We start from the raw sequence: 24718 nt of genomic DNA on the forward strand, positions 1-24718 counted from the left end.
GAAACAATGATCGAGCGATTTGATGGCACGATCGCCTCACCGGCCAGCGTGCGATGGCGAGCGACTTGTCTGCGTTGTGTGGCCGCAGTGGTGATACCAAGCCGGCTAGTTGCCGCGGATGTCAGAGTCAGCGTCGCCAATTCCGTCTCGTGAGGCACCATTTCGACTTTCGCCGGTGCGACTTTCTCGGATTTTGATTTCGACGCTGGCCCACAGCCGACGACGGCGGCGCAGAGAAATAGCACAGTCAAACATGCGATGGAATATCGAGTCGGCACAGTGAGTTGATCTTTGGTGGGAAGGGCTGCCCTGACTGTTGTTACAGCGGGTGAATCCCAGTGCAAACAGAACGTCTAACCATTCTAGTTCGTTTCTGAGAGTTCGAGGTGTTCTCTCATCAGATTCTCATTTAGCCCAGAGAACTCGATCACGTTCGAGGTGATGGCCGGCCCGCTGATCGGAGCGATCACTGGGCGACCGACGCTTCGCTCCAACTCCGCCAACGCTCGGCAACAGGCGGCTTGCTGGTCCAGAAGTTGGCCGCGAGCGGTCAGGTATTGGGTGGTCGTCTGCAGCACCAGCAGGTAGTCCGCCCCCCCATCCTCGTATCCCTTTTGAGCAATTCCTAAAGCTTCAACCAGTGCCGGTTCGACATCATCCCGAAGGATGGTGAGGTTTTTGTAGGCTTGCTGCAGTTGCCGATATGCCGTGCGAACGTCTTGTGTGATTTGGTCAGAGATTGCGTCATGATTGTGCTGGGCCGCGTTGCGTTCCCAGTCGGCTCGCATGATCCCGCCTTGGTTACGATTGAAAATTGGGATATCAAATCGTAAACCCGTGCCCGTACGTGTGTAATTGTTACCGGAGCGGACATCTAAAACTCCGTCCAGCCGCAACCATAGCCAACGCGAAAGCGAAGATCGCTGGCGTGCTGCCGCAACCGACCACTTTGCGGCTTGAAGATCAGGACGACTCGCGATCGCCTGCTGCACAAGCTCTTCCTCGCTTTGCGCCGGCAACATCGGCACCGGCAGTGGTCCGGGCAATAGCGGCTGCCCCAATTCCGGCAGCCCGATCAAAGTTGCCACACGTGCTTCCGCGATATTGACCGCGTTCCGCTGGACGCCCAGCGAAGCTTTCGCATTCAGCGAGTCAACTTTCGCAGCGATCGTTTCCAGCTCGCTGATGTCGCCTTTGTCCAAACGTTTCGTTGTCAACTGCAAAATCGAATCGCGAATCGACTTTGCTTCCGCTGCTAGGTCGGCTTGCCGCTGGGCGAGCGCCCAATCGACGTAAGCAACACGAACATCCCGTGACAAGTTCAAGCCGTTCTGTACCAACTGCTCGCCGACGCGACGATACTCGCGGTTCGCAACATCGACCCGAATGGGCCGCAGCAGGTAAGATTCAATCGGAGCGAAGAGCGTGTACTGACCTTCTTTCGCACCCGCTGGCAAGTACGTCAAGAACTGCGGGTTCGCCAACAACGTCGCTTGCTTCGCATCGCCACCAGCCATGCCAAGTTGTGCCAGCGTCGCTTGAAAAGCCGAATTATTGGAGAGCGCTGTTAGGACAGCCTCGTCTTCGTCCAAACCGTCATCCAGAATCACGTTGTCAGGAATTTTCGTGCACTTCGGCGCGACCTTCTCCATCGCCGCACCAGTCCGCATCGCCAACTCGCGTGAAACCAAATTCGGGTCACAGCATGCGTTCGGTGTCTGGCAACCACCGACGATCATTAGTATTGATAGCAAAGCCGCAGTAATCAGCGGATCGTAGCAAGACGTGGTAGACATATCAGTTCACACGGTAAAACATTGCGCATTCGCAAAGTGCGAATAACCTGTTTCTAAAGATCGACGGAAACGCTGACTACAACCAGAAACCTCGATATGGCCCGAAATGCTTCGCCACCCGGAATGACCAGCAAGGCGAATGCCGTCGGAAAAATCCGCGCAAATTACTAAGCTGTTCGTAATTTGTCATCCAATGGTCTCTCCCGGCAACTCAGTATTCCGAACCTCTAACACCAGCAAGCTCACCTTGGAATTCGAGACGAACCAAGTGGATTTCATTTCCGGTGATCGCCTGATAACGCCAATCTGCAACGCGTTGTCGACCAATTCGAGTCGTGGAAAAGCGGCCCCCGGTCCGCGGGCTGGTTGGCTGCGAACCGGAGACCTGGCCTTCGGTTGCAATAACCGACGACGTTCGATTATGTCAGTGGTTGTGGCCGGCGTGGTCGTGATCGTGGGCAATCTTGCCGGTGTAGGACTTGCCTTCGATCTGAATCACCACTGCTCCCTCGGCACCGGCGTCTAGCCACTCGTCGAGTTTGGCGTCGGTGGATGTGAATCTCGCGGTGCGTCCGGCAGCGTCATTTGCCTCGGGATTAGCGGCCAAGTCGAACGTCGCCACTTGGCCATCGTGTTTTAAGCTGACGACCAGCTTTTCGGAGGGGATTGGTACCATCTTCGTCGCCGATCCATCCAGCACGTACATAGAAATGCCTCCGTCCCCGTGCACGAGTTCTGCGTGAAAGTCTTCCTTGCCAAGTTCGACGAGTTCGCCACCGTGTGGTCCGTGCTCTGGATGGCCGTGCGCGCCGTCCAACATTGGCGGCATTTCATCCATGATGATTGGCGCGTCCGATACAGCGGCCGAGTCCGTGTTTACGTCTGTGGATTCATCGGTGGAGCTTTTGCACCCAACGAAAACGATTGTCAAAGCAAAAATCGACAGGCAGGTCAGTGCGGTTTTCATAGTGATCTCATCAGGAAAAGGAGGGACGCAGAACAGGTCTATTGGTAAAACTCTAGTGAACATGCTTGGTCTGGAAGCCGTACTTCTTCAACCATGATTCCCACTGGTGCGCGGTTTTGTGATCCTTGAGTGCGAGTGATTGCCAGTTTTCCCAGCGATACTTCACATCAGTGTGGCCGCCATGTAAGCCGACTTTGACTTCGCAGCGCAATGTCTTGAGCGTCTTTACGAGCCTGTCCGCCTGCGCGCCTTCGGCATGAGTGGTTTTCCATACCGCGAGTCGGTACTCGACGACTTCCGATGCAGCACCCGATGGGTCGGCCGCGGTTGCCGACGTTCCGGTAATCGAGGCGGCGGCGAGTAAGCGTTCTATCTGCCCAGGGTGGCCTTGGTGGCGGGGGAAGCTGCCGACGGCCAATCGTCGCCCCGTCAATTCGGTAGCCGCCGCTTCCCATGTCTCCAGCACGCAGTTCATCGGCGCTGCCACTGATGCTGCGTTTTGATCTCACTGGGGTGTCTCTGAGCTCTACTTCCGCTCGACTCCCAAGGGGCGGCGCGAAGTGCGGTCGAGCGATTCGGTCTTTTACTAATAGAAAAACCCACTGGATCACGCATCGCACGCCACGAGGGAGTCAGGCGTCTATCGATCCACCACGGGCCACGAGAGATCAAAACGCTTTCGCGGTCTCATCGCTGGTAACCCACGGCCAGAAGATCCCTGAAGCTGGCGATAGCCTTGCTCGCCATCACGTCTGATTTCGGGTGCGCCCTAACGGAAGCGAGCTGATGCATTTCACCACATCATGTCCAGGTCCCCGTCGCCGGTTTGCTGGGCGTACTCAAGGTGGTCGCACAGGTCAGCGACCGCTTCAACATCGGTACCCGCTTTGCCTTTGACGCACGAGTGGCTCAGGTCGCCGATGAGCCACTGCAGCTCTACCCGAGTCATTCCCACTCGGCGAATCGCTTGACCCTTCGGCCAACGACGCAGCGACGCTTCCAAGCGGCCTGAGACGTAGCCGTACTTCAGGATCAAGTCGCGATGTTCGCGCGTCAGTTGGATTCGCTCGGTCAGGTTCGCCATCACGCCACCCTCGCCTCGCGGCGACGCACTCGACGTTGCTGTGTGGTCAAGCGTCGCGCCTTCTGCTCGGCGTCGCGGTACGGACGGATCGACTCAGGGTGTTCCTTGCGCCACACGTCTGGAAGTAGGCGTTCGTAATCTGTGCTGCCACTTGCCAACTGCCGGAGGCAATCGTCTACGTAGGCCCAAACAGCCAGGTGATGCCGGGCCGCCGAAGACACCATGCTATACATCGTCGCCGCCACTCGGCCTCCTCGGTTGGACCCAACGAACAACCAGTTCTTTCGACCGATCGTCAAGCGGCGAAGTTCGTTTTCAGTCGCGTTGTTGTCAATCGGAATCGCGCCGTCGCCAAGGAACACCGACAACTCATCCCACTGGTTCAACGCATAACGCACTGCCTTGCCGATCGAGCTCTTCGGAAGGACTCGCCGATCACCGTTCATCTGCAGCAACCAGTCATGCAGATCGTTCATGATCGGCACTGACTCGTTCTGACGCAGTTCCAGACGCTCGGCCGGCGAAGCTTCTCGGGCGCGATCCTCAACCTTGTACAGGCCACGGTAAAACGCCAGTGCCCGCGCAGCGGCGACCGGGTCGTTCGGCTTGGCTTCGACGAACTTTCGACGTGCGTGCGCATTGCAGCACGCGGCAAAGATTTGATCCTGTGCTCCCAGATAGACTCCGTCGTTGACTCCATAAGCATCGACCACCGCGTGGCCGTGAAAATCACGAAGGAATTTTGCCGGGCCGTCGCGCCCTCGGCTTTCCGTGAAGTCGAACACGTTATACGGATGATCCTCACGGCCTCGATACAGCCAGAATCGTGCAGTCCGCATCTTGCCCGGCAAGCTGGGGTCCTGCAGCCGAACCGACGTATCATCCACACCCAGCCCGTCGCCCGAAACGATTCGCGACTTCATCAGTTCCACCAACACACCGGCCATTGCCGCGATGTTCGCCAGCATTCCAAACTGCGTGTTACGAGGGATCAGCATCCCGGCGCGGGCGAAGATGTCTTCTCCGCGATAGAGCGGTAGATGATCGGCGAACTTGTTGACGATCAGTTGCGTGTAAACACCGAAGCCATAATCGCTGCCGGGGATCGGAGTTGTCATTCCGCAGGGCTCCTCACCGGCGGGCACCTGAGCGATCGATTCTTTGCACTTGCAGCACGCGCGTTTGTGGCGATGGATCTCCCAAATGAAAAACTCTGCCGGAATGAAATCCAGTCGATTGCTGATGTCGGTGCCCACAATCGGCATCTCGTCACCACAGCAAGGACAGATTCGCTGTTCGGCCGGAACGTCTGCCTCAATGACCTTGCGTTTGAGATGGTCCGGTAGCTTCTCGGACTTCTTCTTGCGACGACGCCGGCGTGGCTGGCTTTCTTCATCGCCTTCAGCATCGTCAACCTCGACTTGCTGCTCACCTAAGTCGAACAGATGCAACTGCGAGTCATCTTCGACGTGCCGCTCGGAGGATCTGCCGAACAACTTGCGGCGATAGAGGTTCAATTCTTCGCGGAGTTGTTCGTTGGCTTTCTGCAGTCGCTCAACCGTTTCGATCAGCTCCGCGTTGAGCCTCAACACGCTCTGCAAGTCGTCTTTGTTTTCCGAAGCAGCCATGCAGTTGTTATCGCCATCGAAACAAAAAACGCAAGGCTCTATTGGGCCTTGCGTTGATCCTTTTCAAAAAGACTTGCTCGACTAACTCACGCCGCTTCGGGAAGGTCGATCGAGTAGCGTTTGCGTCGTTGCGAACCTTCGATCTGCACACCGCGGAGCATCATAACCAGGCCGGCCGAGTCGATCTCGAAGCTGCCATGCTCTGCGGAAACAATCTTTTCGAAGCTTCCACTTTCGAGTCGCTTGATTCAGACATCAGGATATCCCTGTTTTGGTTCCATAAAAGAAGTTGGCGAGAATGAATTCGAAGTGCTTATGAATCAGGATCGGACGGTCGGTCTTTCGGCGTGACCAAGACTGGATGATTTTTGGCGATGTACGACCCATGCAGCTTCTTGAGTTTCCGAAGTCTGCGCAGTTCTTCTCGATCGGCCCAGACAATCCAGTGCTTCCCTGTGGGCGTCCGCCGCGAGTGAACCCAGCCTTGCCTGGCCCAGTAGTGGACCTTCTGCTGAATGACGCCAAGCTTGTCAGCCAGATCTGGAATCCACCATTCATCTTTGCCGAGCATGCCATCGCGAAACAATTCTCCACGTAGGTTCAAACGCCGTATCAAGTCTCCCACATTTTGCGTCGTGAACTTCCCGCGCCTGCGAGCTGTGCGAAATCCTTCTTCATTAAGTTGAGCTGCAATCTCTCGATGGTGAAGCCCTTGCCGGTGAAGTTCCTCAATTCGTTTGCAGAGCTGTTCGTAGTCACTTAGTTGTGAGTATGATCCAACCGCTTTGCAGATCGCATGTTGACTCCGAAAACCACCTTGCCAGAGAATGGTTACATCAACATTTTCAGTGCCATCCTCGATCGTCAAGATGACTTGATCGACGAGACAGCGAATGATGATTTTGCGATGTTCGTTCGTTGTGCTTTCCGCCCTCCAGACTTCAGGGACAGATGATGACAGAGACTTGATCCGCAGTTTCTCTTGATCGCTGAGTTGAATTGGAGAAGTCGACTTGAACCGCTCGTAGTCATCCTCAATGTTTTGAAGGTCGATCAGTAGGGCCTCCCAGTCTGACTCCAAAGTCCGTGCGACAAGTCGATTCTCGGGTTCGACAGCTTCATATCGACGTCTTGCCCGATCGCATTCTTGCTGAGCGCGTTCGATCTTCAAGTTCCACTGTCGATGTAGATGTTGTCTCTCGATTTCGATTTCTTTCGTCGCTGCTTCGCTCAGTTCGATCGCTGCGGGCGCAACAGCTCGAAGCACTTGTGATGAAACAAGCTCGTCGATCCACTTCGCAGCGAGGCGACCACAGTATCCTTCAAGAGTCTGGTTTCGCACGAACTCATCGCAGCAATACGACGGCAATTTATCGGTCTTATAAGACGTGATCATTTGCCTGTGACAACGTCCGCATCTCACCAACCCAGCAAGCAACGCGTCCCCACGCCTCGGAATTCCCTTGCTTTTCCGCGTCGAACGATTTTCTTGAAGCTTCGCTTGGTTAGCGAGATATTGGTCCCACGTGATATACGCGGGCATTCTGTCTCTGAGGCAGACGCCCATGTCTTCCGGCGATAAGAACCAACCCTTCTCATTGAGATTGTCGACGTTCCGATGCATCTTGCAATTGCGTCGCATTGCGTAGCCATAGGCACCGGCATAGATGGGGTGCTTCAAAATGTTGAGCACGCGAGCTGATGTTGGCAAACGAAACTCAAGTTCGCCTCGACGGGGCCCCTTGTGGAGGCGAAATCCCATTTTTAATTGATTATCGGCAAGATATCGAAATACGCCGTAAGCCGAACCCGTTTCTTCAAACTTCTCGAAAACAAGTTCAACCATCGATCGAGCTTGTTCATCAGGGTCTTTCACAACTTCGCCACCAGACAATTTGACGTATCCGATTGGCACTGAAAGAATCAGTTCGCCGCGCGCAGCTTTATTCTGCACACCACGTGTCAGCCGGTTCTTGATAGTCACCAATTCGAACTCGCTCATCGCACCCTTCATTCCCAGGAGGAGCCGATCGTTTGAATCGAGAGGATCGTAAATACTGTCTTCATCTCCAAGCAGCGCACCAAACACCCCGCAGACTTCGATGAGATGATGCCAGTCTTTACAAGACCGCGATAGGCGACTGAGTTCCAGCCCCAACACGATTCCAACATGCTTGAGGGAAACTTCCGTCATCAGTCGTTGAAACCCAGGTCGATTATCCGCCGAGCTGCCACTGATCCCTTGGTCGTCGTCAATGACGAGGATTCTCTCTTGAGCCCACCCGAGTTGTTCGGCGCGATTAACTAGGCCGTATTGACGCTCACGCGATTCCCGGTTTTCGACAACTTGGCGCTGCGTGGACTGTCGAACGTAGACAACTGCAAGTTTGCAGAGATGTCGATCTTGCACCTTTGAAGAAAACTTTCCAAGCAGCGACACACTCTGCTTGTCATCGTTGTAATCGCAAATTGCTGTGGTCTTAATCGCGTTCATGATCGGCCTCCTTTTCCGGTAGAGCCGCTAACGCGTTGTCCACGATTTGCACGAGTGCCCGTGCTGCCTTTCTCTTCTGTTCGTCTGGAAGAGCTTCCCAAAGCTCCGTCAGACGCAATGTTGTTTGCGGCCGCCGGGCTGCTGTGGTGGGCGCGCTGTCCCCCTTTTTTGTTTTGCTGGCATTTCGTTCCTCCGTGTTCTTCTGGAAAGGTCTTTTCGATCCATGTCGCAAGCTGAAGTAGCGAAAACGCTGAAACTATTGGTTCTTGCGACTTTTGTAAAGACTTTGAAACGGGGGTGTTCTGGCTCGTGGGCCTTAGACCAGAGAGCCAAGCCATCGCAGTCCCACATCAGAATCTTGACATAGTCGCGCCGGCGGTTGAAAAAGACGAACAGATGACCGGAGAACAAGTCGACCTGGAAATGCTCTTTGACGAGCCCGGACAAGCCATTGAAACTCTTCCTCATATCGGTCGCCTCGGTGTAGACAAAGATCCGCGTGGTGGGTGCAAGTGCGATCACGATGCCACCTCGCTGAGAGCTTCGACGATGTTCTTAATCAGCCTGCGTTGCTGCTCGTCGGTGGCGTTCCCGTCGAGGCAAGCAACAGCCCCGCCAGGCAATTCAATCTTCAGGTCGTTCAGCTGCGACGCTTCCATCGCGTTGGGCTGAAGCTCAACCGCGACGAAGGAGGCCGGTCGATCGCCGGGGCCCGTTGGGCGATCGGGAACGGAGGATCGCAACTTCCGTCGCCACTGATAGAAGGAGGCGACCGAATAGCCTTCGCGATCACAAAAATCTGCGACGGTCAGACCGGATTGGGCGAACCGTTCAATGCGGTCACGCCACTGCTGTGCGAGCTGCGGATTGGGGAACTGCGGCATGGGTTTCTCCTGAAAGTGGAAAGAAACCCCTCACGCTAACCAAACGGTCAACATGGGCAGATAGAACGCTTACCGATAGTTTTCATTTTCAACATCTTGATTTCCTTCCTGGAATATTCTGGCTCAACCTCAGTGTCGAACCGTTGATGGAAACGTAGAATCGTGAACTTCACGCGGCTACGTTGGTATCGAATCGGGCACGGTGCCCACTTCTGAATCGGTCCCCAGAGATTGCGAAGACTTATCTGCCAAGATTTGTTTACCGGCACCTCGGCCGATGGTCCAAAACAATGCGGGCCGAACGAAAAACTCGGCCAGCGTGCTCGTTAAAAGGCCACCGACGATGACGGTGGCGATGGGATACAAAATTTCTTTTCCTGGTTCGCCTGCTGCTAACGCCAACGGAAGCAAACCGATGCCGCTGGTCAGTGCCGTCATCAAGACGGGAGCCATGCGTTCCTGGCCCGCTCGCTTCACCATCTCCCGCGTCCACGATTCACCTTCGTGTTCGACGAGGTGGATGTAGTGATTCAGCAGCAGGATGCCGTTGCGACTAGCGATTCCACAAAGTGAAATGAATCCGACCATTGCTGCGACGGTCAGGTTCTGGTCAGTGATGATTAGCGCGGCAACCGCTCCGATGAACGCTGTCGGCAGGGCAACCAACACCTGCAGTGAGAAGTTGACGTTCTGGAACAGTGTGTACAAGACGAGGAACATCCCTATGAGCGCGACGCCCGAAAGAACAGTCAATCTTCGGGAGGCTGATTGCTGGCTCTGGAATTGGCCGCCGTACTCCAAGAAGTACCCAGGTTCTAGCTCCATGTCCGCTAGTTCAGCCTTGATGTCGCCAACAACATCGACGACGCCGCGGCCAGATACGTTCGCCTGCAGCACAATTCGTCGACGGACCTGCTCGCGTTTGATCATGTTGGGGCCGCCGCTTTCATATACGTTCGCAACAGAATCGAGCGGCACGAAACCTCCGTCTGGCAGTGGAACAGCCAAGCGTTCGAGTTTCGATACGTCCTCGCGAAAGGGTTCGTCAAGCCGCACCATCAAGTCGAAGGTGCGTTGACCGAGGAGCACTTGGCTGACGACTTGCCCATTCATTGCCGTCTCGACCAACTCCATCACCTGGGCCGGGCGAAGTCCATTTTGCGTCAATGCTTTGCGATTCAACTCGATTCGCAGTTGGGGAATATTGGTCCGCTGTTCGATCATCACATCAGCAAGACCCTCGATGCCGGCGATCCGCTGCTTCATCTCTTCCGCTTTGTTTCGGAGGACGTCCAAGTCATCGCCATACAATTTGATTCCGATTTGAGCCTTCACTCCTGAGATCATATGGCTGATCAAGTGAGCAAGAGGTTGTTCGGTGCTAGAAACGACGCCCGGAATCTCTTCCATCGCATGACGGACTTCGTCGATCGTCTTCTCGCGATCAGCGTCATCAGCGATTTCGAGAAACAGTTCCGTAACGTTGACACCTTCCGCATGTTCGTCCAGCTCCGCGCGACCAGTTCGGCGAGCGATCGACTTAACGTCTTCGATTTCCATCAAGCGTCGTTGAACGGCCTGTCCGATCTCGTTGCTTGTGGCCAGTGATGTGCCAGGTGCAAGCAACGCATTGACTTGAACGGCACCTTCATTGAACGGTGGCAAGAAGTCGCGTTCCAACCGAGAAACTGCGATTACGGCAAACACGACAAGGACGCCGGCGACACCAAGTACTGGCCCTGGTAAACGCGTGCTAAAGCTGATCGCGAGCCCGGCGATGCCTTTCAGACCTTCTAGCAGTCGACCTTCCTCCGCATCTTCGCCGCCCAGTAACAGCTCGAGTGCCTGAATTCCCATCCAGATCACGGGTGTTCCAACGATCGCCCACCACAACGGATTGCCCGGAAGTCCGAACGGCAAGTGAAGGATATCGACGGCGCGAGGCACGACCCAAAACATCGTTAGAGCCGAAATGCCGAACGCCAACAGCGGCACCACTACTTGCCAGAATTTGCGGCCAACCAACAGCAAGGATGCTAGCACGGGCGTCACGGTCAACGAAACGGCCAGGGATGCGATGAGCGAGACGACATAGCCCATTGCCAAGGGCACAAACAGCTTGCCTTCCATTCCTTCGAGAGCGAACAGTGGAATGAAAACGAGTACCACGATCGCGGTACCGAACACGACGCTGCTTCGCACTTCGATACTGGCGTCGTAAACCACTCTGAGTGTCGGTCTTGGATTGTCAGAGTGCCGATTCTCTTTGAGCCGCCGGAAAATGTTTTCAACATCGACAATCGCGTCATCGACCAGCTCGCCGATCGCAACGGCCAAGCCTCCTAGCGTCATGGTGTTGATGGAAAGCCCGAATGCGGCAAACACACACGCCGTCGCGATGATCGACAACGGAATCGCGGTGAGTGTGATGAAGGTCGTGCGGAAGTTCAGCAAAAACAGAAACAGAATGACCAGTACGAGCACGCCACCATCGGCGAGTGCTTCGACCACGTTTTCGATCGCTCGGTCGATGAATGAACGCTGTGAGTAGACGTTGGCGATACGTATATCGTCTGGCAGCGCAACCTTCAACTCTTCCAGTGCTTGGGCGATCGCCATATCAACGGCCCGCGTGTCACTACCAGGCTGTTTGTTGATCGTCAGCACAACCGCTGGACCGCCTTCGATTTTGCCATCCTCGCCGCGAATGAAGGCGGACGAATCACCTCGCATGACTTGAGGACCTTCGACGACACGGGCGACATCAGCCAACGTGATGGGTCGATCTTCCCGCATGGTGATCGCGATCTCGCGCAAATCTTCCAGACTGGTGATTCGACCGAGACCGCGAACCAGTAGCTCGTTGGCGCCTCGTTCGTCCAGATATCCGCCGGTCGCGTTAAGGTTCGATTCGGTGACTGCCGTGTGGACATCGTCCATTGTCAGACCAAACGAACGCAACGCATCGGGATCGACGAGCACTTGGTATTGCATTCGCCCTCCGCCCATCGTAAAGACCTGGGACACTCCTGGAATTGTCAGCAATCGTTGCCTAACAACCCAGTCGGCAAGCGTACGGACTTCCATCGGCTGCGTTTTCCCACCTTCGCTCCACATGCCGTACATGAGGATTTGTCCCATGATGGACGAGATAGGCGCGAGCGTCGGCTTGACGCCATTGGGAAGTTGTTCAGCGGCTAGTTGAAGACGTTCATTGACGACCTGCCGGTCATTGTAAATGTCGGTGTTCCACTCAAATTCGACATAGATCACCGAAAGTCCAATACCGCTGCTGCTTCGGACGGCTTCGACGCCGCTTGCGCCGTTGAATGCAGTTTCAAGTGGAAACGTGATTAACGCCTCGACTTCCTCGGGCGCCATCCCGGGAGCTTCGGTGATGACGACGACACGGGGCCGATTCAAGTTCGGAAACACGTCAATTGGCAACTTCGTCGTTTGCCACGTTCCAACGCCCAACATGATCGCCGCCATCGCGAGGATGATCAGCCGATTGTTGAGCGAAAACGAAATAATTCTGTCAAGCATGGTCGTAGAACGGAATTCATTCCGTTACCTAAAGAGAGCTATGTATGGATTGCGACGTACGGTTCGTCCTACAATCAATGGTTGTGTCCAGCGTGCGGATCGATTGCTCCGCCCGACTTGTTCTTGAGTGCCATTTGCAATTGATGGGCGCCGCTGACAGCGATTGATTGGCCTGGCCAAACCTGCCCGTCGTTAGCAATCGCCACGGTGATCGAATCCCGCGCGACGACAGCGACCGGAATGCGATCAAAATGGTCTCCGTTTTCTACGAACAGGTATCGCTCAGAGCCTTCTTCGGCGACAGCGTCCTTGGGTACGACGATCGCATTGTCGACTCGCGAGATGGGAAGTCTTACCGTGAGTCGTTGCCCTGGTTTGAATTGCCAGCTGACGTAGCGCCGGTCACCACGCTGCTCGGCACGTTCGGCTTTGTTGGCGATCGCGACGTAGAAAGGCAGCGCCCTCGACGTGCGTCCCACTTCGGTGCCGATGTAGACGACCTTAAGTCCGCCGACCACATCAGGGCCGTCACCGGACGAATCGATCACCGCTTGCACGTCGGCGCCCGTGTCGGCCGCCAACCTGAGTGCTTTGCCGTCGCGCTGAAACGCGTGGCCCTCGATCAAGATTTGACTGAAGTCCGAGAGTTGAGCCAGCTCTTCGCCCGCGCTGACTGACTCACCGCGGCGAGCATTCAGCTCGGTGACAAGAAACTCGGAGTCGATGTGCCGGGGATGCGCGGCGGGTACCGGCGGTTGCAGCATGGACGCGTATCGTTCACTTGAAGAATCCGAAAGTCGAGCGTTGGCTTGGCCAAGGGACTCGTGGTGCAACGAGTGATCTGCGTGAAGCGTCGGTGCGTAGACGGTGATTTCGCGCACCAGCACCCGTGAACGCTCGATACTGATGATTTGCTGTTCCGTTAGACCGTGTAGCAACATTGCTTGACGAGACGCCCGAACGCCTGCCATCAGCTTGTCGCGCTCGTATTTCCGAGTGAGGAGTGTTTTGCCCGCTATTGCACCGGAACTCGCGACCGAGGAGAGTCGGTTGATCTCGGCCTCTTCGACGTCCAGCTCACCCAACTTTGTCAGAAATGTTTCTTGTGTGTTGACGAGGTCTTGGTGAGTCAGTCGCAACGTGAACAGTGGCGTTCCGCTCTTCACCAATTCGCCGCGTGAGATCAAGATCGAATTCAGCACGCCGGTTAGCGGCGATGTGACGGCAACATGCGTTCGTCCCGGCCAATCCGTTATTACACCGGGGACTTCGATGTATTTCGTGTACACCCCGACTGCGACCGCCGCAGTGCGGAGTCTCATGTTGGTTCGCGCCTGATTGCTAAGCTCAACCGACTCGGCTTCGGAGTGTCCCGCGTGATCGTGCCCCGCATGGGGATCGTTGCCCTGCGCACTGTGATCGTGACCCGCGTGATCGTCCTCCGCTTCCGCTGGCGGCGCGTCGACGAGTCCAAAACGGACCGGCAGGTCAGTGAGTGCGAAGACACCGACAGTGACAGTCAGCAAGATGGCAATGACAGTGATAGAAGCCGCGCGTAAACGCGCAAGCCATTCTTTTAGCGCAGGCATAAGTACAAATTCCGGTAAGGCTACACGCAGGCGATATTGACAAACGCTGACGCATATCAACGATTGCATGCGTTTCCGCAATCACGAGCGATGGCAGTGAAGAATGATTTCAAGCGGCGAGGTTATCGCCGTCTCAAATCTGCCAAGAACAGTGCAGCGCGCACCGGGAGAGTGGGTCGTCAACACCAGAATGAAACGTGCCGATATCGACAAGCTTCCTGGCTCGAAGCGACTCCTTAAAAGACGAATCAATGTCAACGAGTACAAACAGAACTGGTCCGACATCAAGCGAGAACTCAACGTCACTGACAGGAATGAAGCTGCACTGAACTACGGAGCAACAAGGCGAATCACCATGTTCGCAGGGCGTTTTCTCGCAACAGTCGCAGCCGATTCTTACCAATGATTCTGCGGCGTCTTGGCCATCGTCGGCATCCTGATGGTCGTCATGACAGCCGTCGTCGTGATGATGGCTGGCGTGATCGTGATCGCACGCGTTGACATCTTCGACCTCTGCGACATGTTGATGTGCGCCGTGCCCATGCGACTCACACGCGCAGGCATGATGAAGACTACACCCGAATATCGAGTGCAGCAACATTGCTGCGACGGTAAGAAGTTTGCACGCGGTGGTCACGCAGGTGTTTTCCTAGGATTGAAGTCGTATTTATTATCGGCTGTTTACGGGAAATGGTAAAGCGGAAACCGCTCCAGTTTGTCCCATCCTCTCTAGTTCGCGATCGTCACCAGCAAGCCCTCGATTTCAGCAATCGCTCGTTTTGCCTGGGCAGCACTGTCTAATGCGTTTAGCTGCGTGTTGAACAGTGTTCGCTGAGCCGTAAGTAATTGCAGATAGCCGGTTTGCTCGGCGTTGAAGGCTTTCTGCGATAGTTCGTATGTTTCTTGGGCGTTCGCCAGCACGTTATTGTTGATTCGTTCGTACCGTTGACGTGCGGTCTCGTAGCGGCCCAAAGCTTCGGCGAGCCTCGATTGGAGGCTCAGACGTGTTCGGTCGATCGCGGCTGATGCAGCTGCGATGTCTGCGCGTGCCGTGCGGATACCCCCTTGATTGCGATTGCGAATCGGCAGCGGCATGCTAACCCCGATTCTTGCGAAGGTGTCATCGGTCGCTGTATCAACGCCAACGCCGATTTGACCGGTGATATTGGGTGTCACTTGCGCGCAAGCCAATTGCAAGGCCCATCTTGCTCGTTCCAGCTCCGAGCCGGCTTCCGCCATTTCGGGACTCGCTGTTGTGACGTCGCTAAGGAGTTGCTCCCAGGGTGACTGAGTCAGTCCATCGCTGATGTTACCGACCAGCGGTCCGGTGGGAAGCGTGCCCGCACCGGTTGCTGCCGCCAGCTCGCGACGATTTGCTTCCAGTTGGGTCTCGGCATTTTCGGCAGTGATACGTACTTGTTCGGCCTCAACGCGAGCCTGCAACAGGGCGACTTTGGACACCTCCTGGGCCTCGACCAGGGACTCGACCGACGCAATTGACTTCTCCGCCAGCTCCACGATTTTCCGAGTCAGCTTGACGCGTTGTTGGGCAATTAAGGCTTGAGCGAAAGCAGCGCGAACTCGCGTCAACACTCTTAGTTCGGTCGCTTGCATCTGTGCCTTTTGTTTTTGCATCGCCTGGGCTTGTACTTGCTGTGCGATACCAAGTTTGTTCGCAGTGACGAACTGTTGCGAAACGCTCAGCGAATGCAAACCGCTTGCGTTGTCGTTGCCGATTTCGTCCGACTGATATTGCACGACCGGATTGTACGGCAAGCCGGCTTGAACATACTGGCCACGGATCGACTCGACCTTCGACCTCGCCTCGGCGAGTGCCGGATGCGATGCCACCGCGAGAGACTCCGCATCGGATAGGCTGAGTCCGCCAGTGTTTAGCAATGAAACATTGTCGCTGATTTCAACAGTCGTACCGAAGGCCTGCTCTGTCTGAGTCACAGTCAGCTGTTCCGCCTCAGTGACGAATTCGTCGAAACCGACTTGCGTCACGTTGGGCGACTCGCTTGCTGAACTAGCCCTCAATCAAGCGAACGCTTGATGGTGAAAAATTGAAAAAACTCGAAACCCTCGGCGTTTTGCGGGTGTATTGGAGATAACGACAACTTCAACGCACTCACTCAACGGAGGATTTCGAGTGAACGACAACTTACGCCGTCGGTTGCTGCGCCGCAAGCGAGTTCTTCTACAACGTATCGACAAGAAGAAGGGTAAGACACATACGCCCATGATTCGCCCCTTGCGGGCAAAGTACGAACTGGCCGAGAAAGTTGAGGCGGTTTCCTGTGGCGGTATCGGCATGGTCATGCAGCTTGTCGAGCAACTCGGATTGCGAAAGCACATCAACCAGTCCGCACCGGTGTTCAAGCTTCACGCGCCGTACGACGAAGCCGATCACGTGCTCAACATTGCCCTGAATCTATTGGCCGGTGGGACCTGCCTCGAACATTTGGAGCATCGCCGCACCGACGAGGCGTATCTGGACGCACTGGGCGCTGAACGGATTCCCGATCCGACAACTGCTGGTGACTTTTGCCGTCGTTTTGATGGCTTCAAGCTACTGCTATTGATGCAGGGAATCAACGTGGCACGCAAGAAGGTTTGGAAACAACAATCCGATGCGTTCTTCGAGCAGGCCACCATTGAAGCCGATGGCACGATGGTCGAGACTTGCGGTGAAAAGAAAGAGGGCATCGGAATCAACTACAAAGGACAATGGGGCTACCATCCACTGGTCGTTACGCTCGCGGAAACCAACGAGTTACTGTACCTGGCCAACCGCAGCGGCAATCGCCCGAGCGGTGAAGGCTCATCGTTCTACTTTGACAGGGCGATCGAACTATGTCGCAATGCTGGGTTTCGAAAGATCCTGTTGCGTGGCGACACGGACTTTTCGTCAACCCAACATCTCGATCGATGGGACGCGCAGGATGTCCGTTTCGTGTTTGGCTATGACGCCAACAAAACACTGACCGCAATTGCCGACTCCCTCGACGAATCAGCATGGAAACCGCTTCGGCGGCAGAAAAAGACTTCTGAGAATCCGCGTGCAAAACGACCCAACTACAAAGAGGAAATCGTCGTAGAAAACGGCTACGAGAACAAGAAGCTGCGTGCTGAAAGCTATGCCGAGTTCCCGTATCAGCCTGGCAATTGCAAGCGTCCCTACCGGATGGTTGCCGTTCGCAAAGACATCGACGTCACGAGTGGGCAGCAATTCTTGTTCAGCACCGAAAAGTACTTCTTCTACATCAGCAACGAACCAAAGGAAGAAAAACAGTCGCGTGAACTGATCGGAGACGGCAACAATCGCTGTGATCAGGAAAACACGATTAGCCAGCTCAAGGCGAGTCACGCATTGACCGCGCCGCTGGATTCGCTGGAAAGCAACTGGGCGTACATGTTGATTGCTTCTCTTGCCTGGACGCTGAAGCTTTGGAGTGGAATGATGGTCCGCGTCAAAGGGAATCCCGGGCAGAGAAAGACGCGAAAACGCCTTCGTGATCGTGTGATCAAAATGGAGTTCTCGACGTTCTTGACTTCGTTGATCCAGATTCCGGCCCAAGTCATCCGCTCATCGCGTCAACTGAAGCTGCGGATTTTGACATACCGTCTCGGCGTCGAAAACTTGTTCACACTCAGTGACCATATTGCGATGCCGCTTCGAACGTGACACGTCGAAACCAACGAAGCCGAAGTCCGGATGCTTCGGTACCGCCGCTAACGCCTAACCCGAGAGAAGCGAATTTATGAGCACGATACCATGCGAATTTCCAATAAGGAGCAGTGCTCCCAAGCGTGCTGCTGCGCCTCAAAAATCCGAAAGCGTCACGCAAAATCCACGCTAGCGTTCGCTTGATTGAGGACTAGCGATGTTTGTGACATCGCTGGATTCGCCCGAGAGTCCTGCATAGCGGTCTCCAACCGATTGACAACCAGTGATCGCACCAAGCAGAACCAGCAACAAAAATTGCTGGCATTTAGTCAGAAAGCTGGTTTTGTACGCGCGCATCGCGACTTCTCCAAAAAAGGTAACCAGCCTGGCTTGATTGATCGGCATTGCAATCGCCTGCAAATTAGGAAATATCGGAGGGCTTTTGTTTTGCATTAGATATTGAGGGCGGCCGGTCCTGGGTTTCGATCGACTGACCTTCGTGGTGACGACAGTGGCACCGTGTTAGGTGGCGGCCCATCGCCCAGGGGTGTATCGAACTGCGGTGTCCGCGAGGGCCTGGACAAAGAAGAAGGTGGCAATGTCGGCGGAGCAACAGGCTGCCGGTCGCTCGGCGGCACTGTTTGCATGCTTGGTGCAACTTGGTCGCGAAACGGAACCTGGTTGCGTGGAAATGGTTGCAGTCGCCCAAAATCACTCCGCGGCGCAAGTGATGAACCCTGTCCATCATGAGAATGATTGTGCCCCTGATCGTGAGCGTGACCATCGTGATTTTGCGATGAGCCGAACTGTCCGTCGCGATCGTGCTGGTTGCCAAACTGTTCGTACTGCTGTAACGAGTCGGCGTAGCCGTACCCACTCTGGAGCGGGCACACGGATGCGCCAGGGCAAGAGTCTCCGTGCCCACGCCCATAACCTTCGTACCCAAATGCTTGGTGACTTGGCACCGCGTCGTATTGAAACGCACCGTATTGATTGTCCAACGGCGCGTGCAAAGAGCGATATCCGTGGGAGTATGCATGCGCATGCGCGTGTCCACGATGCCCATCGTAGTGATGGCTGCCGTAGTGGGGGGCAACATGGCTATCGTAAACCGGCGCGCCGTGATCGTAGTAATGAACTTGCGCCGAGACGGGGCAAGCAACAGCAAGCATTCCGCATGCGAACAGGAGTCGAATAGGCATCGGTAATTTCCAGAATGAAGAATGAAGAATGGAGAATCAAGACCGCAGGCTGGAGACTGGAGAAATCTCCAGTCTCCGATCGGATCTGCAATGCTCTTAATGTTCGTGGCGCACTTCAAAACCGTTTTGCTTCAGCCAGACCATCAACTGATCGGCTTTGCCGTGGTCAGCAACATGCACGTCGCGCCACGTCGGTGCACGAAACGCGATATCGGAATGTCCGGCATGCTTGTCCATGCGTACTTCGCATCCAAGTTGTTGCAAGGTTGCAACGAACTGCTTCTCGTTCGCAGAACCGTCGCCGTGCATCTGCTTCCACACCACCAGACGAAACTCCACCGCCTCTGGTCCGTTTGTGTAGGCAGGATCAGGATGGCTGTGCGAAACGTCGAAGCCCGATTTTGAGAGCCAGTTCTCCCACTGCTCTGCCATGTTGTGATTCTTGACTTGCATTTCTCGCCACTGCACGCATCGGTAAGTCACGTCAATGTGTCCTGCGTGGTTGTCTTGCTTCACTTCGCAGCCCAGCTTCTTAACCGTGGCCGCGTGCTGAGCCGCCTTGTTTGCATCGTCGAAGTGCATCGACTTCCAATCGGTCAGCTGAAACGCCAGTGACTCGCCCGAATGATCGTGATCGCCATGGTTGTGGCCAGCGTGATCGTGTCCTGCGTGTGATTGTTCCTGAGCGAATGCTGAGGGCAACGCAAAGAATGTAAGCGTGCAAACGGTCAACACAGCTAGTGACTTGTAGATTGAGGTATTCATCAGTACTTCTTTGTAGTTTGGTTTTTGAATCAAGCGATAAAGGTGCGCGCAGCCCTACACAAGGACCGAACTGAAACGCAAAATGGCATTGTCAACGACGCGACATCAATGCTCGCGTGCGTTGAAGAAAGCTCGCTAAAGCTGCCAGGATTGCTGCAGCGCGCAGCGATGACCGACTAGCGGACAGCAAGCCAAGAGGCTGTCGGATCGGACGAGATCGAGGGCTCGTCGCGCATCAGCCGATGTCGAAGAGTGGCTCGGCATCAGCACAAACGTGTCGGTAGAAGCCGGAGGAATAACTCGTGTATCCGATGATACGAATATGCAGTCGCCTTCCTCACAATCGTGTTAATGATCGCACGGCGTTGCCGGATGGTCTATGTCTACCGAACCAGTCAACTCAGAGTCTGATCCGTCCGACTCATGATCGTGTTCGTCGTGCTGATCACCAACATCGTGCATATGGCACGACGATCGCACCAAAATCTGGTTTCAGTATTCGTCGAAGCCTTGCCTCAGTGAACCCCTCTGCCAATAAATTCAGCCAGACTGGTTTTTCACTGCCCTGTTATGGAGATGGCAATGGCTTCCCAAATCGATGTGTTTCACGAGTGTTTTGATCAGGTCGGCGACCCGCGAGTCGCAGGCCGGACAATCCATCCACTTAACTCGATTCTGTTTTTGGTTGTCTCGGCGGTCATCGCAGGCGCGGACGGACCTGATGAGATCGAAAGCTTCGGTGGTGAGAAACTGGATTGGCTATCCAAATTCGCCGACTTTGATGCCGGCATTCCGTCTCACGATACCATCACGCGAGTGTTGTCCCTGATCAAACCAGCCGAGTTTCAGAAGGCGCTGCTTCAATGGCACGCTCATCTCTGCGAGATTAATTGGGATCACGCCAGCAAGGACGACAATCGTCCCGTTCACGTTGCGATCGATGGCAAGACGGTGCGCGGATCCTATACCGATGCGGAGAAATCTGATGCGATTCATATCGTCAGTGCCTGGGCGACCGCAAATGGTGTCACGCTTGGGCAAACCGAGGTCGACTCAAAGTCCAACGAAATCACGGCAATTCCCGAATTGCTCGATCTAATCGACTTACGCAATTCGATCGTGACGCTCGATGCCATGGGATGCCAAAAGTCGATTGCTGAAAAGATCGTCGAGGGAGGTGGCGACTATCTGTTCGCTGTCAAAGACAACCATCCCAAGCTCTGTGCTGCCATCGCCGATCACTTTGAGATGGCCCATAACGATGGGCTCACAGCCCACGGTGTTCGGGCAATGACGACCACAGGAAAGCAGGCCGCGCGTGAAGAGGAACGCTTCTATGCGACCTGCCCAATTCCAAAAGCACTTCGCGAACTGACCGACCAGTGGAAAGGAGCAAAAAGTATCTGCCAAGCGAATACTTGCACGACTCGTGGTGACCGGCAATCAAGCGATGTTCGCTACTACATTTCGAGCCGACCGGCGCGGGTGCATGAATTCTCAAATTGTGCTCGTAGCCATTGGAGTATAGAGAGCATGCACTGGGTCCTCGATGTCGTGTTTCATGAGGACTCCAGTCGGCTCCGAACCAAGAACGCGACATCGAACATGAGCTTTGCTCGTCGGTTTGTGACGACGCTTCTCAAGCGAGACACTCGGAAGAAGAGCCTCAGGCGGAAGCGAAAAATCGCTGGCTGGAACAGCGAATTCCTCGAGAAACTCCTGTTTGCAGCCTAATTTTGGTGCGATCGTCGTGGTGCATATGGCAATGATGTTGCGAGCAAAATGTAAATGCGGCGTCGTGGTGATGATGCGCGCAGCATCCAAGCAGAACGTGCGCACCGAAGGCGACAAGCGTTACGCAATGGATGAGGCTAGCAAGCATCTATAGGGTTACTCTGTATTCTCTCGGATAGCGGCACGATTGTTCGCTGTTGGCTCGTGGGAGTCAATCGCGATCAACGCCTTTTTCGCCATGTGAACCTTGCTGCAAGTGTTGTGCCGCTGGCACACGCGAGAGAGTGTCCTGCTCCGATTCGCAGCGGTGGAACGAGCGAAACGCCACGATTCGTATGGAATCGAGTCAAACATTGAGCAATAAATCCCCTGTTTCACGAGAGGTCGTGATTAACCGACATAAAGATTGGAGGCCCAAGAATCTCTCGCTGAGATCAATCCGATCGTCATTGTCATCGAATCGACACAGACGCGTGGCAATCAACATTTGGCTATCATCACGTCGAACCTAGCGGTGTAAATGCTTCGACCATACTGTATTCTTGCAACCAATCGAAACCGACCGCATCTACTTCACAGCCCACTGTTCGTTCGATACATGCGACTGTGCTGACGAGATCTACTCCTGTCCTTGCGACTTGTACTTAACGGGTCAGCAATTCGCGGTAGATGTCCTCTAAGTCAGTAAAGTCGGCTTTCTCGCCTCGGTAATCGTCAGTTCCGATTTCAAAAGTCTGTACGCGGAATAAGACGCTCTCGGAACAGCTCTAGTTTTTCGATACTTGCGTAAGCGGCGGCAACTTGGCGACGTAGCTTGCCCGCAATATCGATTGACCCTTCGTGGACGACACCGAGTCCCATTCCGGTGAAAGATCCAAAACAGCGTGGCCCGTTCTTTTAGAATGCGGGTGGTGTAATGCTTTTGGCTTTGAGGGCGGCGAGGTACTTGTCTGGCTCGGCGGCTAGCTTCTTGGCGCAGCCAGGGCAGCAGATGTAGACGGCTTTGCCATTAACATTCACCTTGCCGGGAACGCCCATGCCGCCGAGTGGTTCGTCCATCACAGGGCAGGTTTTCTGTGCTGCGATCGCAGCGGCATCTGCAAGCGTTGATTTGAATACGCCTTCGCGGACTTGTTCTCCCTTGGCGGTGTAATACTTAGTGAGGTACTGGTCGGGCGAGGCTTCGACTTTCTTGGTGCAGCCGGCACAGCAAACGAACAGCGACTTATCACCGATCGTGATCTTGGGTGGTTTGCCCATCGAGCCGAGAGGTTGGCCGCTGACGGGGCAAGTCGATTGAAGGCTGATGAGCAGTTCGTCTGAGAGCTTGCCGCTGGCGAGTTTTCCCATCGTGTGGAAGACCAGCGGCTCAGTCCCAACGTTGTTGATCTGGACTTTCATGTGCAGTTGTCGGTCGACCACTTTAGATAGGTCCACGCCGACACCGATGGCAAGGTTCTTGAGCGTCTTGAGTCCGTAGGTGTATTCCTTTTCGCTTTCGCCGACTCGCAGTTTCAGTGTTCCTGTGGCATCCGGCGGTGCGATGGGTTGATCGTTCTGGCCCAGGATCATGAACATGATGCCTTTCTCGGCGATCACCGTTTCGATTCGGCGGTCGCCAACGGTTTGCACGGTGCCCCCATGTGGGCCAGTTGCCTCGGCGGCGTGGCTGTGGCCAGCGTGGTCGTGTGCCGCATGGTCATGCCCGGCATGGGCGTCCTGTGCGGTCGAGAGTTGGGGCGACATTAGCAGCGTGGCTACGACGATTGCGGTAAAGATACGAAGTTTCATCGAGATCGGCCTTGGAGAGTAGTGATGGCGTTGGGCGGCGAACGCAGGGTTATTTGTTGAGTTTCGCTAGGTACTTGTCTGGGTCGGCGAGTAGTTTGTCTTTGCAGCCGTCGCAGCAAATCCAGACCGAAGTTCCGTTCAGGTCGACCTTTTCAGGTGCTCCCATCGTCCCCAGCATCTCGCCGCTGACTGGGCACATGTGCTGGGCCATCGCGGACTTGTAGTCCTCTGGCGAAAGCTCTTTTAGGCCCGGCATCATCTTCGCCATCGGAGAATCGGCATCGGCATGGTTGCCGTGCTCGTGATCGGCGTGGTCGCCATGGTCGTGGTCGGCATGGTCGTCAGCGGTGTCGCTAGCGGGAGTCGCGGGTGGTATCACAGGGTCGGATTCGGGCGAGTTACACCCGTAAATGCCGAGAATGAGCATCCCGCCGAGCAGGAAAGGGATGAATTTCGTTAGTCGCATGGAGTTTTCCCTTCGCGGATGAGGAGGGCGGATTTTTCGATTGACGTGCATTTGGATGCTTAGGCGGTCGCTTTCTTCACGTGGCGCGTAAGAATTCTTCTATTTCCCCCAAATGCGTGAAGAAACGGCAACTTGGGGCATCAAAAAACACATATCAGTAGAAACGTCTCGCAGAGAACGAGTGGCTTATGTCAACCAACGATTGCAAAACCGTGCAGCCATATCTGTCGGCTTATCACGACGGCGAGCTTTCGGCTGGACAAGCGGCAACTGTGGCACAACACGTTGAGGCATGCGAATCGTGTGCATCGGAGCTTCGTGCGTTCGAGTCACTCGGGTCGGCTTTTCTGCAGGCTCCTCTCCCCGCCAAGCCAGCGGATCTTTGGCAGCGGATTGAGCGTGAGCTTCCGACGTCCGCTGGATCGCTGACACTATCGCGACGGTTCAGCGTTTGGGTTCGCGAGTCGCCCTATGGTGCGGGACTGGTGTCGATGGCCGCGTCCGTGTTGGTGCTGCTGGGTGCGGGACTCTGGTACGGAGGAGGAAGAGGGGGAGATAGGACGACGGGGAGTGGGGGAGCGATGGCGATGCATTCGCACGAAGGGGAAGAAGGCATGTCGGCCGAGCACATGGCCGAGTTCGCTGGTGTGATGGATGATTATTTGCAGAAGCTGCCAAGCGATCCGGATGGAGCGGAACAGATGCTGCTGACGAAGTACGACGGTGAGAAAGTCGACGCAGAGGGAGCAGTGAAGTTGGTCGGCTATCGACCGATCGTCTCCGGCGGATTGCCAGAGGGTTACTCGTTGGCATCAACCAGCGTATTGAAAATGCCTTGTTGCACATGCGTGAAAGCGGTTTGCAAACGGAGTGACGGTTCGACGCTGATTCTTTTTGAACACGACGACGAAGAGACGGCTTGGTTTGGCGATCGTCGCCAGAGCATGGCAACATGCGGCGACAAGGACTGCTGTCTCGTTGATCTCGATTCCAGCATCGCGGCGACTTGGAAGCAGGGCTCGCGGAGCGTCACCGCCGTCGGCGTTCGAGACCAAGACGAAGTGACGAAGCTCGTGACCTGGTTGAACAAATCCTAGAGCGA

The 24718-nt window shown here is 55.1% G+C and carries 21 protein-coding genes and 1 pseudogene; 7 read left to right on the plus strand and 15 right to left on the minus strand.

Annotation, left to right across the window (positions count from 1 at the left end):
* Positions 1-6: 6 nt before the first annotated feature.
* Positions 7-153, plus strand: a complete 147-nt coding sequence (locus tag TBK1r_RS38955; protein ID WP_419580287.1) for a hypothetical protein — start codon at positions 7-9, stop codon at positions 151-153.
* Positions 154-362: 209 nt separating this feature from the next.
* On the opposite strand, the gene TBK1r_RS22690 is transcribed toward TBK1r_RS38955, so the two are convergent.
* The 10 genes from TBK1r_RS22690 to TBK1r_RS22735 form a co-directional block, all read right to left on the minus strand.
* Entirely contained in the window at positions 363-1796 is a 1434-nt protein-coding gene (locus TBK1r_RS22690) for a TolC family protein (RefSeq protein ID WP_145215853.1), read from the minus strand.
* 424 nt (positions 1797-2220) lie between these two features.
* Positions 2221-2826, minus strand: a complete 606-nt coding sequence (locus tag TBK1r_RS22695) for a hypothetical protein (protein WP_419580288.1) — start codon at positions 2824-2826, stop codon at positions 2221-2223.
* Positions 2816-3238: a hypothetical protein gene (locus tag TBK1r_RS22700; RefSeq protein WP_419580289.1), complete on the minus strand. Its 423-nt coding sequence runs from the start codon at positions 3236-3238 to the stop codon at positions 2816-2818. The genes TBK1r_RS22695 and TBK1r_RS22700 overlap by 11 nt, the downstream gene beginning before the upstream one ends.
* 318 nt (positions 3239-3556) lie before the next feature.
* Positions 3557-3847, minus strand: a complete 291-nt coding sequence (locus TBK1r_RS22705; protein WP_145207901.1) for a hypothetical protein — start codon at positions 3845-3847, stop codon at positions 3557-3559.
* The gene (gene tnpC, locus TBK1r_RS22710; RefSeq protein WP_145215856.1) at positions 3847-5475 is read right to left on the minus strand and encodes an IS66 family transposase; all 1629 of its coding nucleotides are present in this window, start codon (positions 5473-5475) and stop codon (positions 3847-3849) included. The genes TBK1r_RS22705 and tnpC overlap by 1 nt, the downstream gene beginning before the upstream one ends.
* Before the next feature lie 313 nt (positions 5476-5788).
* Positions 5789-7969, minus strand: coding sequence for a recombinase family protein (locus TBK1r_RS22715; RefSeq protein WP_145207905.1), 2181 nt, complete (start codon positions 7967-7969; stop codon positions 5789-5791).
* A 108-nt stretch (positions 7970-8077) separates the two neighbouring features.
* On the minus strand, positions 8078-8491 hold the full coding sequence (gene tnpB, locus TBK1r_RS22720) for an IS66 family insertion sequence element accessory protein TnpB (RefSeq protein ID WP_145207907.1): 414 nt from the start codon (positions 8489-8491) through the stop codon (positions 8078-8080).
* The gene (gene tnpA, locus TBK1r_RS22725; protein WP_145207909.1) at positions 8488-8853 is read right to left on the minus strand and encodes an IS66 family insertion sequence element accessory protein TnpA; all 366 of its coding nucleotides are present in this window, start codon (positions 8851-8853) and stop codon (positions 8488-8490) included. The genes tnpB and tnpA overlap by 4 nt, the downstream gene beginning before the upstream one ends.
* Positions 8854-9030: 177 nt before the next feature.
* Positions 9031-12399: an efflux RND transporter permease subunit gene (locus tag TBK1r_RS22730; protein ID WP_145215858.1), complete on the minus strand. Its 3369-nt coding sequence runs from the start codon at positions 12397-12399 to the stop codon at positions 9031-9033.
* 74 nt (positions 12400-12473) lie between these two features.
* Positions 12474-13988 (minus strand): efflux RND transporter periplasmic adaptor subunit, encoded by a 1515-nt coding sequence (locus tag TBK1r_RS22735; protein WP_145215861.1) that lies wholly within the window; start codon positions 13986-13988, stop codon positions 12474-12476.
* 103 nt (positions 13989-14091) lie between these two features.
* Between TBK1r_RS22735 and TBK1r_RS22740 the strand changes: the two genes are divergently transcribed.
* Together TBK1r_RS22740 and TBK1r_RS22745 are read left to right on the plus strand one after the other, a co-directional pair.
* Positions 14092-14394: a hypothetical protein gene (locus tag TBK1r_RS22740; RefSeq protein WP_145215864.1), complete on the plus strand. Its 303-nt coding sequence runs from the start codon at positions 14092-14094 to the stop codon at positions 14392-14394.
* A 12-nt stretch (positions 14395-14406) separates the two neighbouring features.
* Complete coding sequence (locus tag TBK1r_RS22745) at positions 14407-14685, plus strand: hypothetical protein (RefSeq protein WP_145215867.1); 279 nt, start codon at positions 14407-14409, stop codon at positions 14683-14685.
* Between the two features lie 32 nt (positions 14686-14717).
* Here TBK1r_RS22745 and TBK1r_RS22750 read toward each other — a convergent pair whose 3' ends face one another.
* Complete coding sequence (locus tag TBK1r_RS22750) at positions 14718-15995, minus strand: TolC family protein (protein ID WP_419580290.1); 1278 nt, start codon at positions 15993-15995, stop codon at positions 14718-14720.
* A gap of 145 nt (positions 15996-16140) precedes the next feature.
* Between TBK1r_RS22750 and TBK1r_RS22755 the strand changes: the two genes are divergently transcribed.
* Positions 16141-17676 carry an IS1380 family transposase gene (locus tag TBK1r_RS22755; RefSeq protein ID WP_145207156.1) on the plus strand — a complete coding sequence of 512 codons (1536 nt, stop codon included), beginning with the start codon at positions 16141-16143 and terminating at the stop codon, positions 17674-17676.
* Between the two features lie 171 nt (positions 17677-17847).
* Here TBK1r_RS22755 and TBK1r_RS22760 read toward each other — a convergent pair whose 3' ends face one another.
* Entirely contained in the window at positions 17848-18063 is a 216-nt protein-coding gene (locus tag TBK1r_RS22760; protein ID WP_145215874.1) for a hypothetical protein, read from the minus strand.
* An 893-nt stretch (positions 18064-18956) separates the two neighbouring features.
* Entirely contained in the window at positions 18957-19658 is a 702-nt protein-coding gene (locus TBK1r_RS22765; RefSeq protein ID WP_419580291.1) for a hypothetical protein, read from the minus strand.
* Between the two features lie 537 nt (positions 19659-20195).
* Here TBK1r_RS22765 and TBK1r_RS22770 point away from each other — a divergent pair.
* Positions 20196-21359: an ISAs1 family transposase gene (locus tag TBK1r_RS22770; RefSeq protein ID WP_145207505.1), complete on the plus strand. Its 1164-nt coding sequence runs from the start codon at positions 20196-20198 to the stop codon at positions 21357-21359.
* A gap of 897 nt (positions 21360-22256) precedes the next feature.
* On the opposite strand, the gene TBK1r_RS22775 is transcribed toward TBK1r_RS22770, so the two are convergent.
* Together TBK1r_RS22775 and TBK1r_RS22780 are read right to left on the minus strand one after the other, a co-directional pair.
* Complete coding sequence (locus tag TBK1r_RS22775; protein ID WP_145215886.1) at positions 22257-23150, minus strand: hypothetical protein; 894 nt, start codon at positions 23148-23150, stop codon at positions 22257-22259.
* Between the two features lie 49 nt (positions 23151-23199).
* Complete coding sequence (locus TBK1r_RS22780) at positions 23200-23616, minus strand: hypothetical protein (protein ID WP_145215890.1); 417 nt, start codon at positions 23614-23616, stop codon at positions 23200-23202.
* 188 nt (positions 23617-23804) lie between these two features.
* Here TBK1r_RS22780 and TBK1r_RS38960 point away from each other — a divergent pair.
* Positions 23805-23912, plus strand: a pseudogene (locus TBK1r_RS38960) (anti-sigma factor family protein); the annotation flags it as partial.
* A gap of 291 nt (positions 23913-24203) precedes the next feature.
* Positions 24204-24713: an anti-sigma factor gene (locus TBK1r_RS38965; protein ID WP_419581590.1), complete on the plus strand. Its 510-nt coding sequence runs from the start codon at positions 24204-24206 to the stop codon at positions 24711-24713.
* Positions 24714-24718 lie beyond the last annotated feature (5 nt).

The sequence above is a fragment of the Stieleria magnilauensis genome, assembly GCA_007753675.1.
Classification (GTDB): domain Bacteria; phylum Planctomycetota; class Planctomycetia; order Pirellulales; family Pirellulaceae; genus Stieleria; species Stieleria magnilauensis.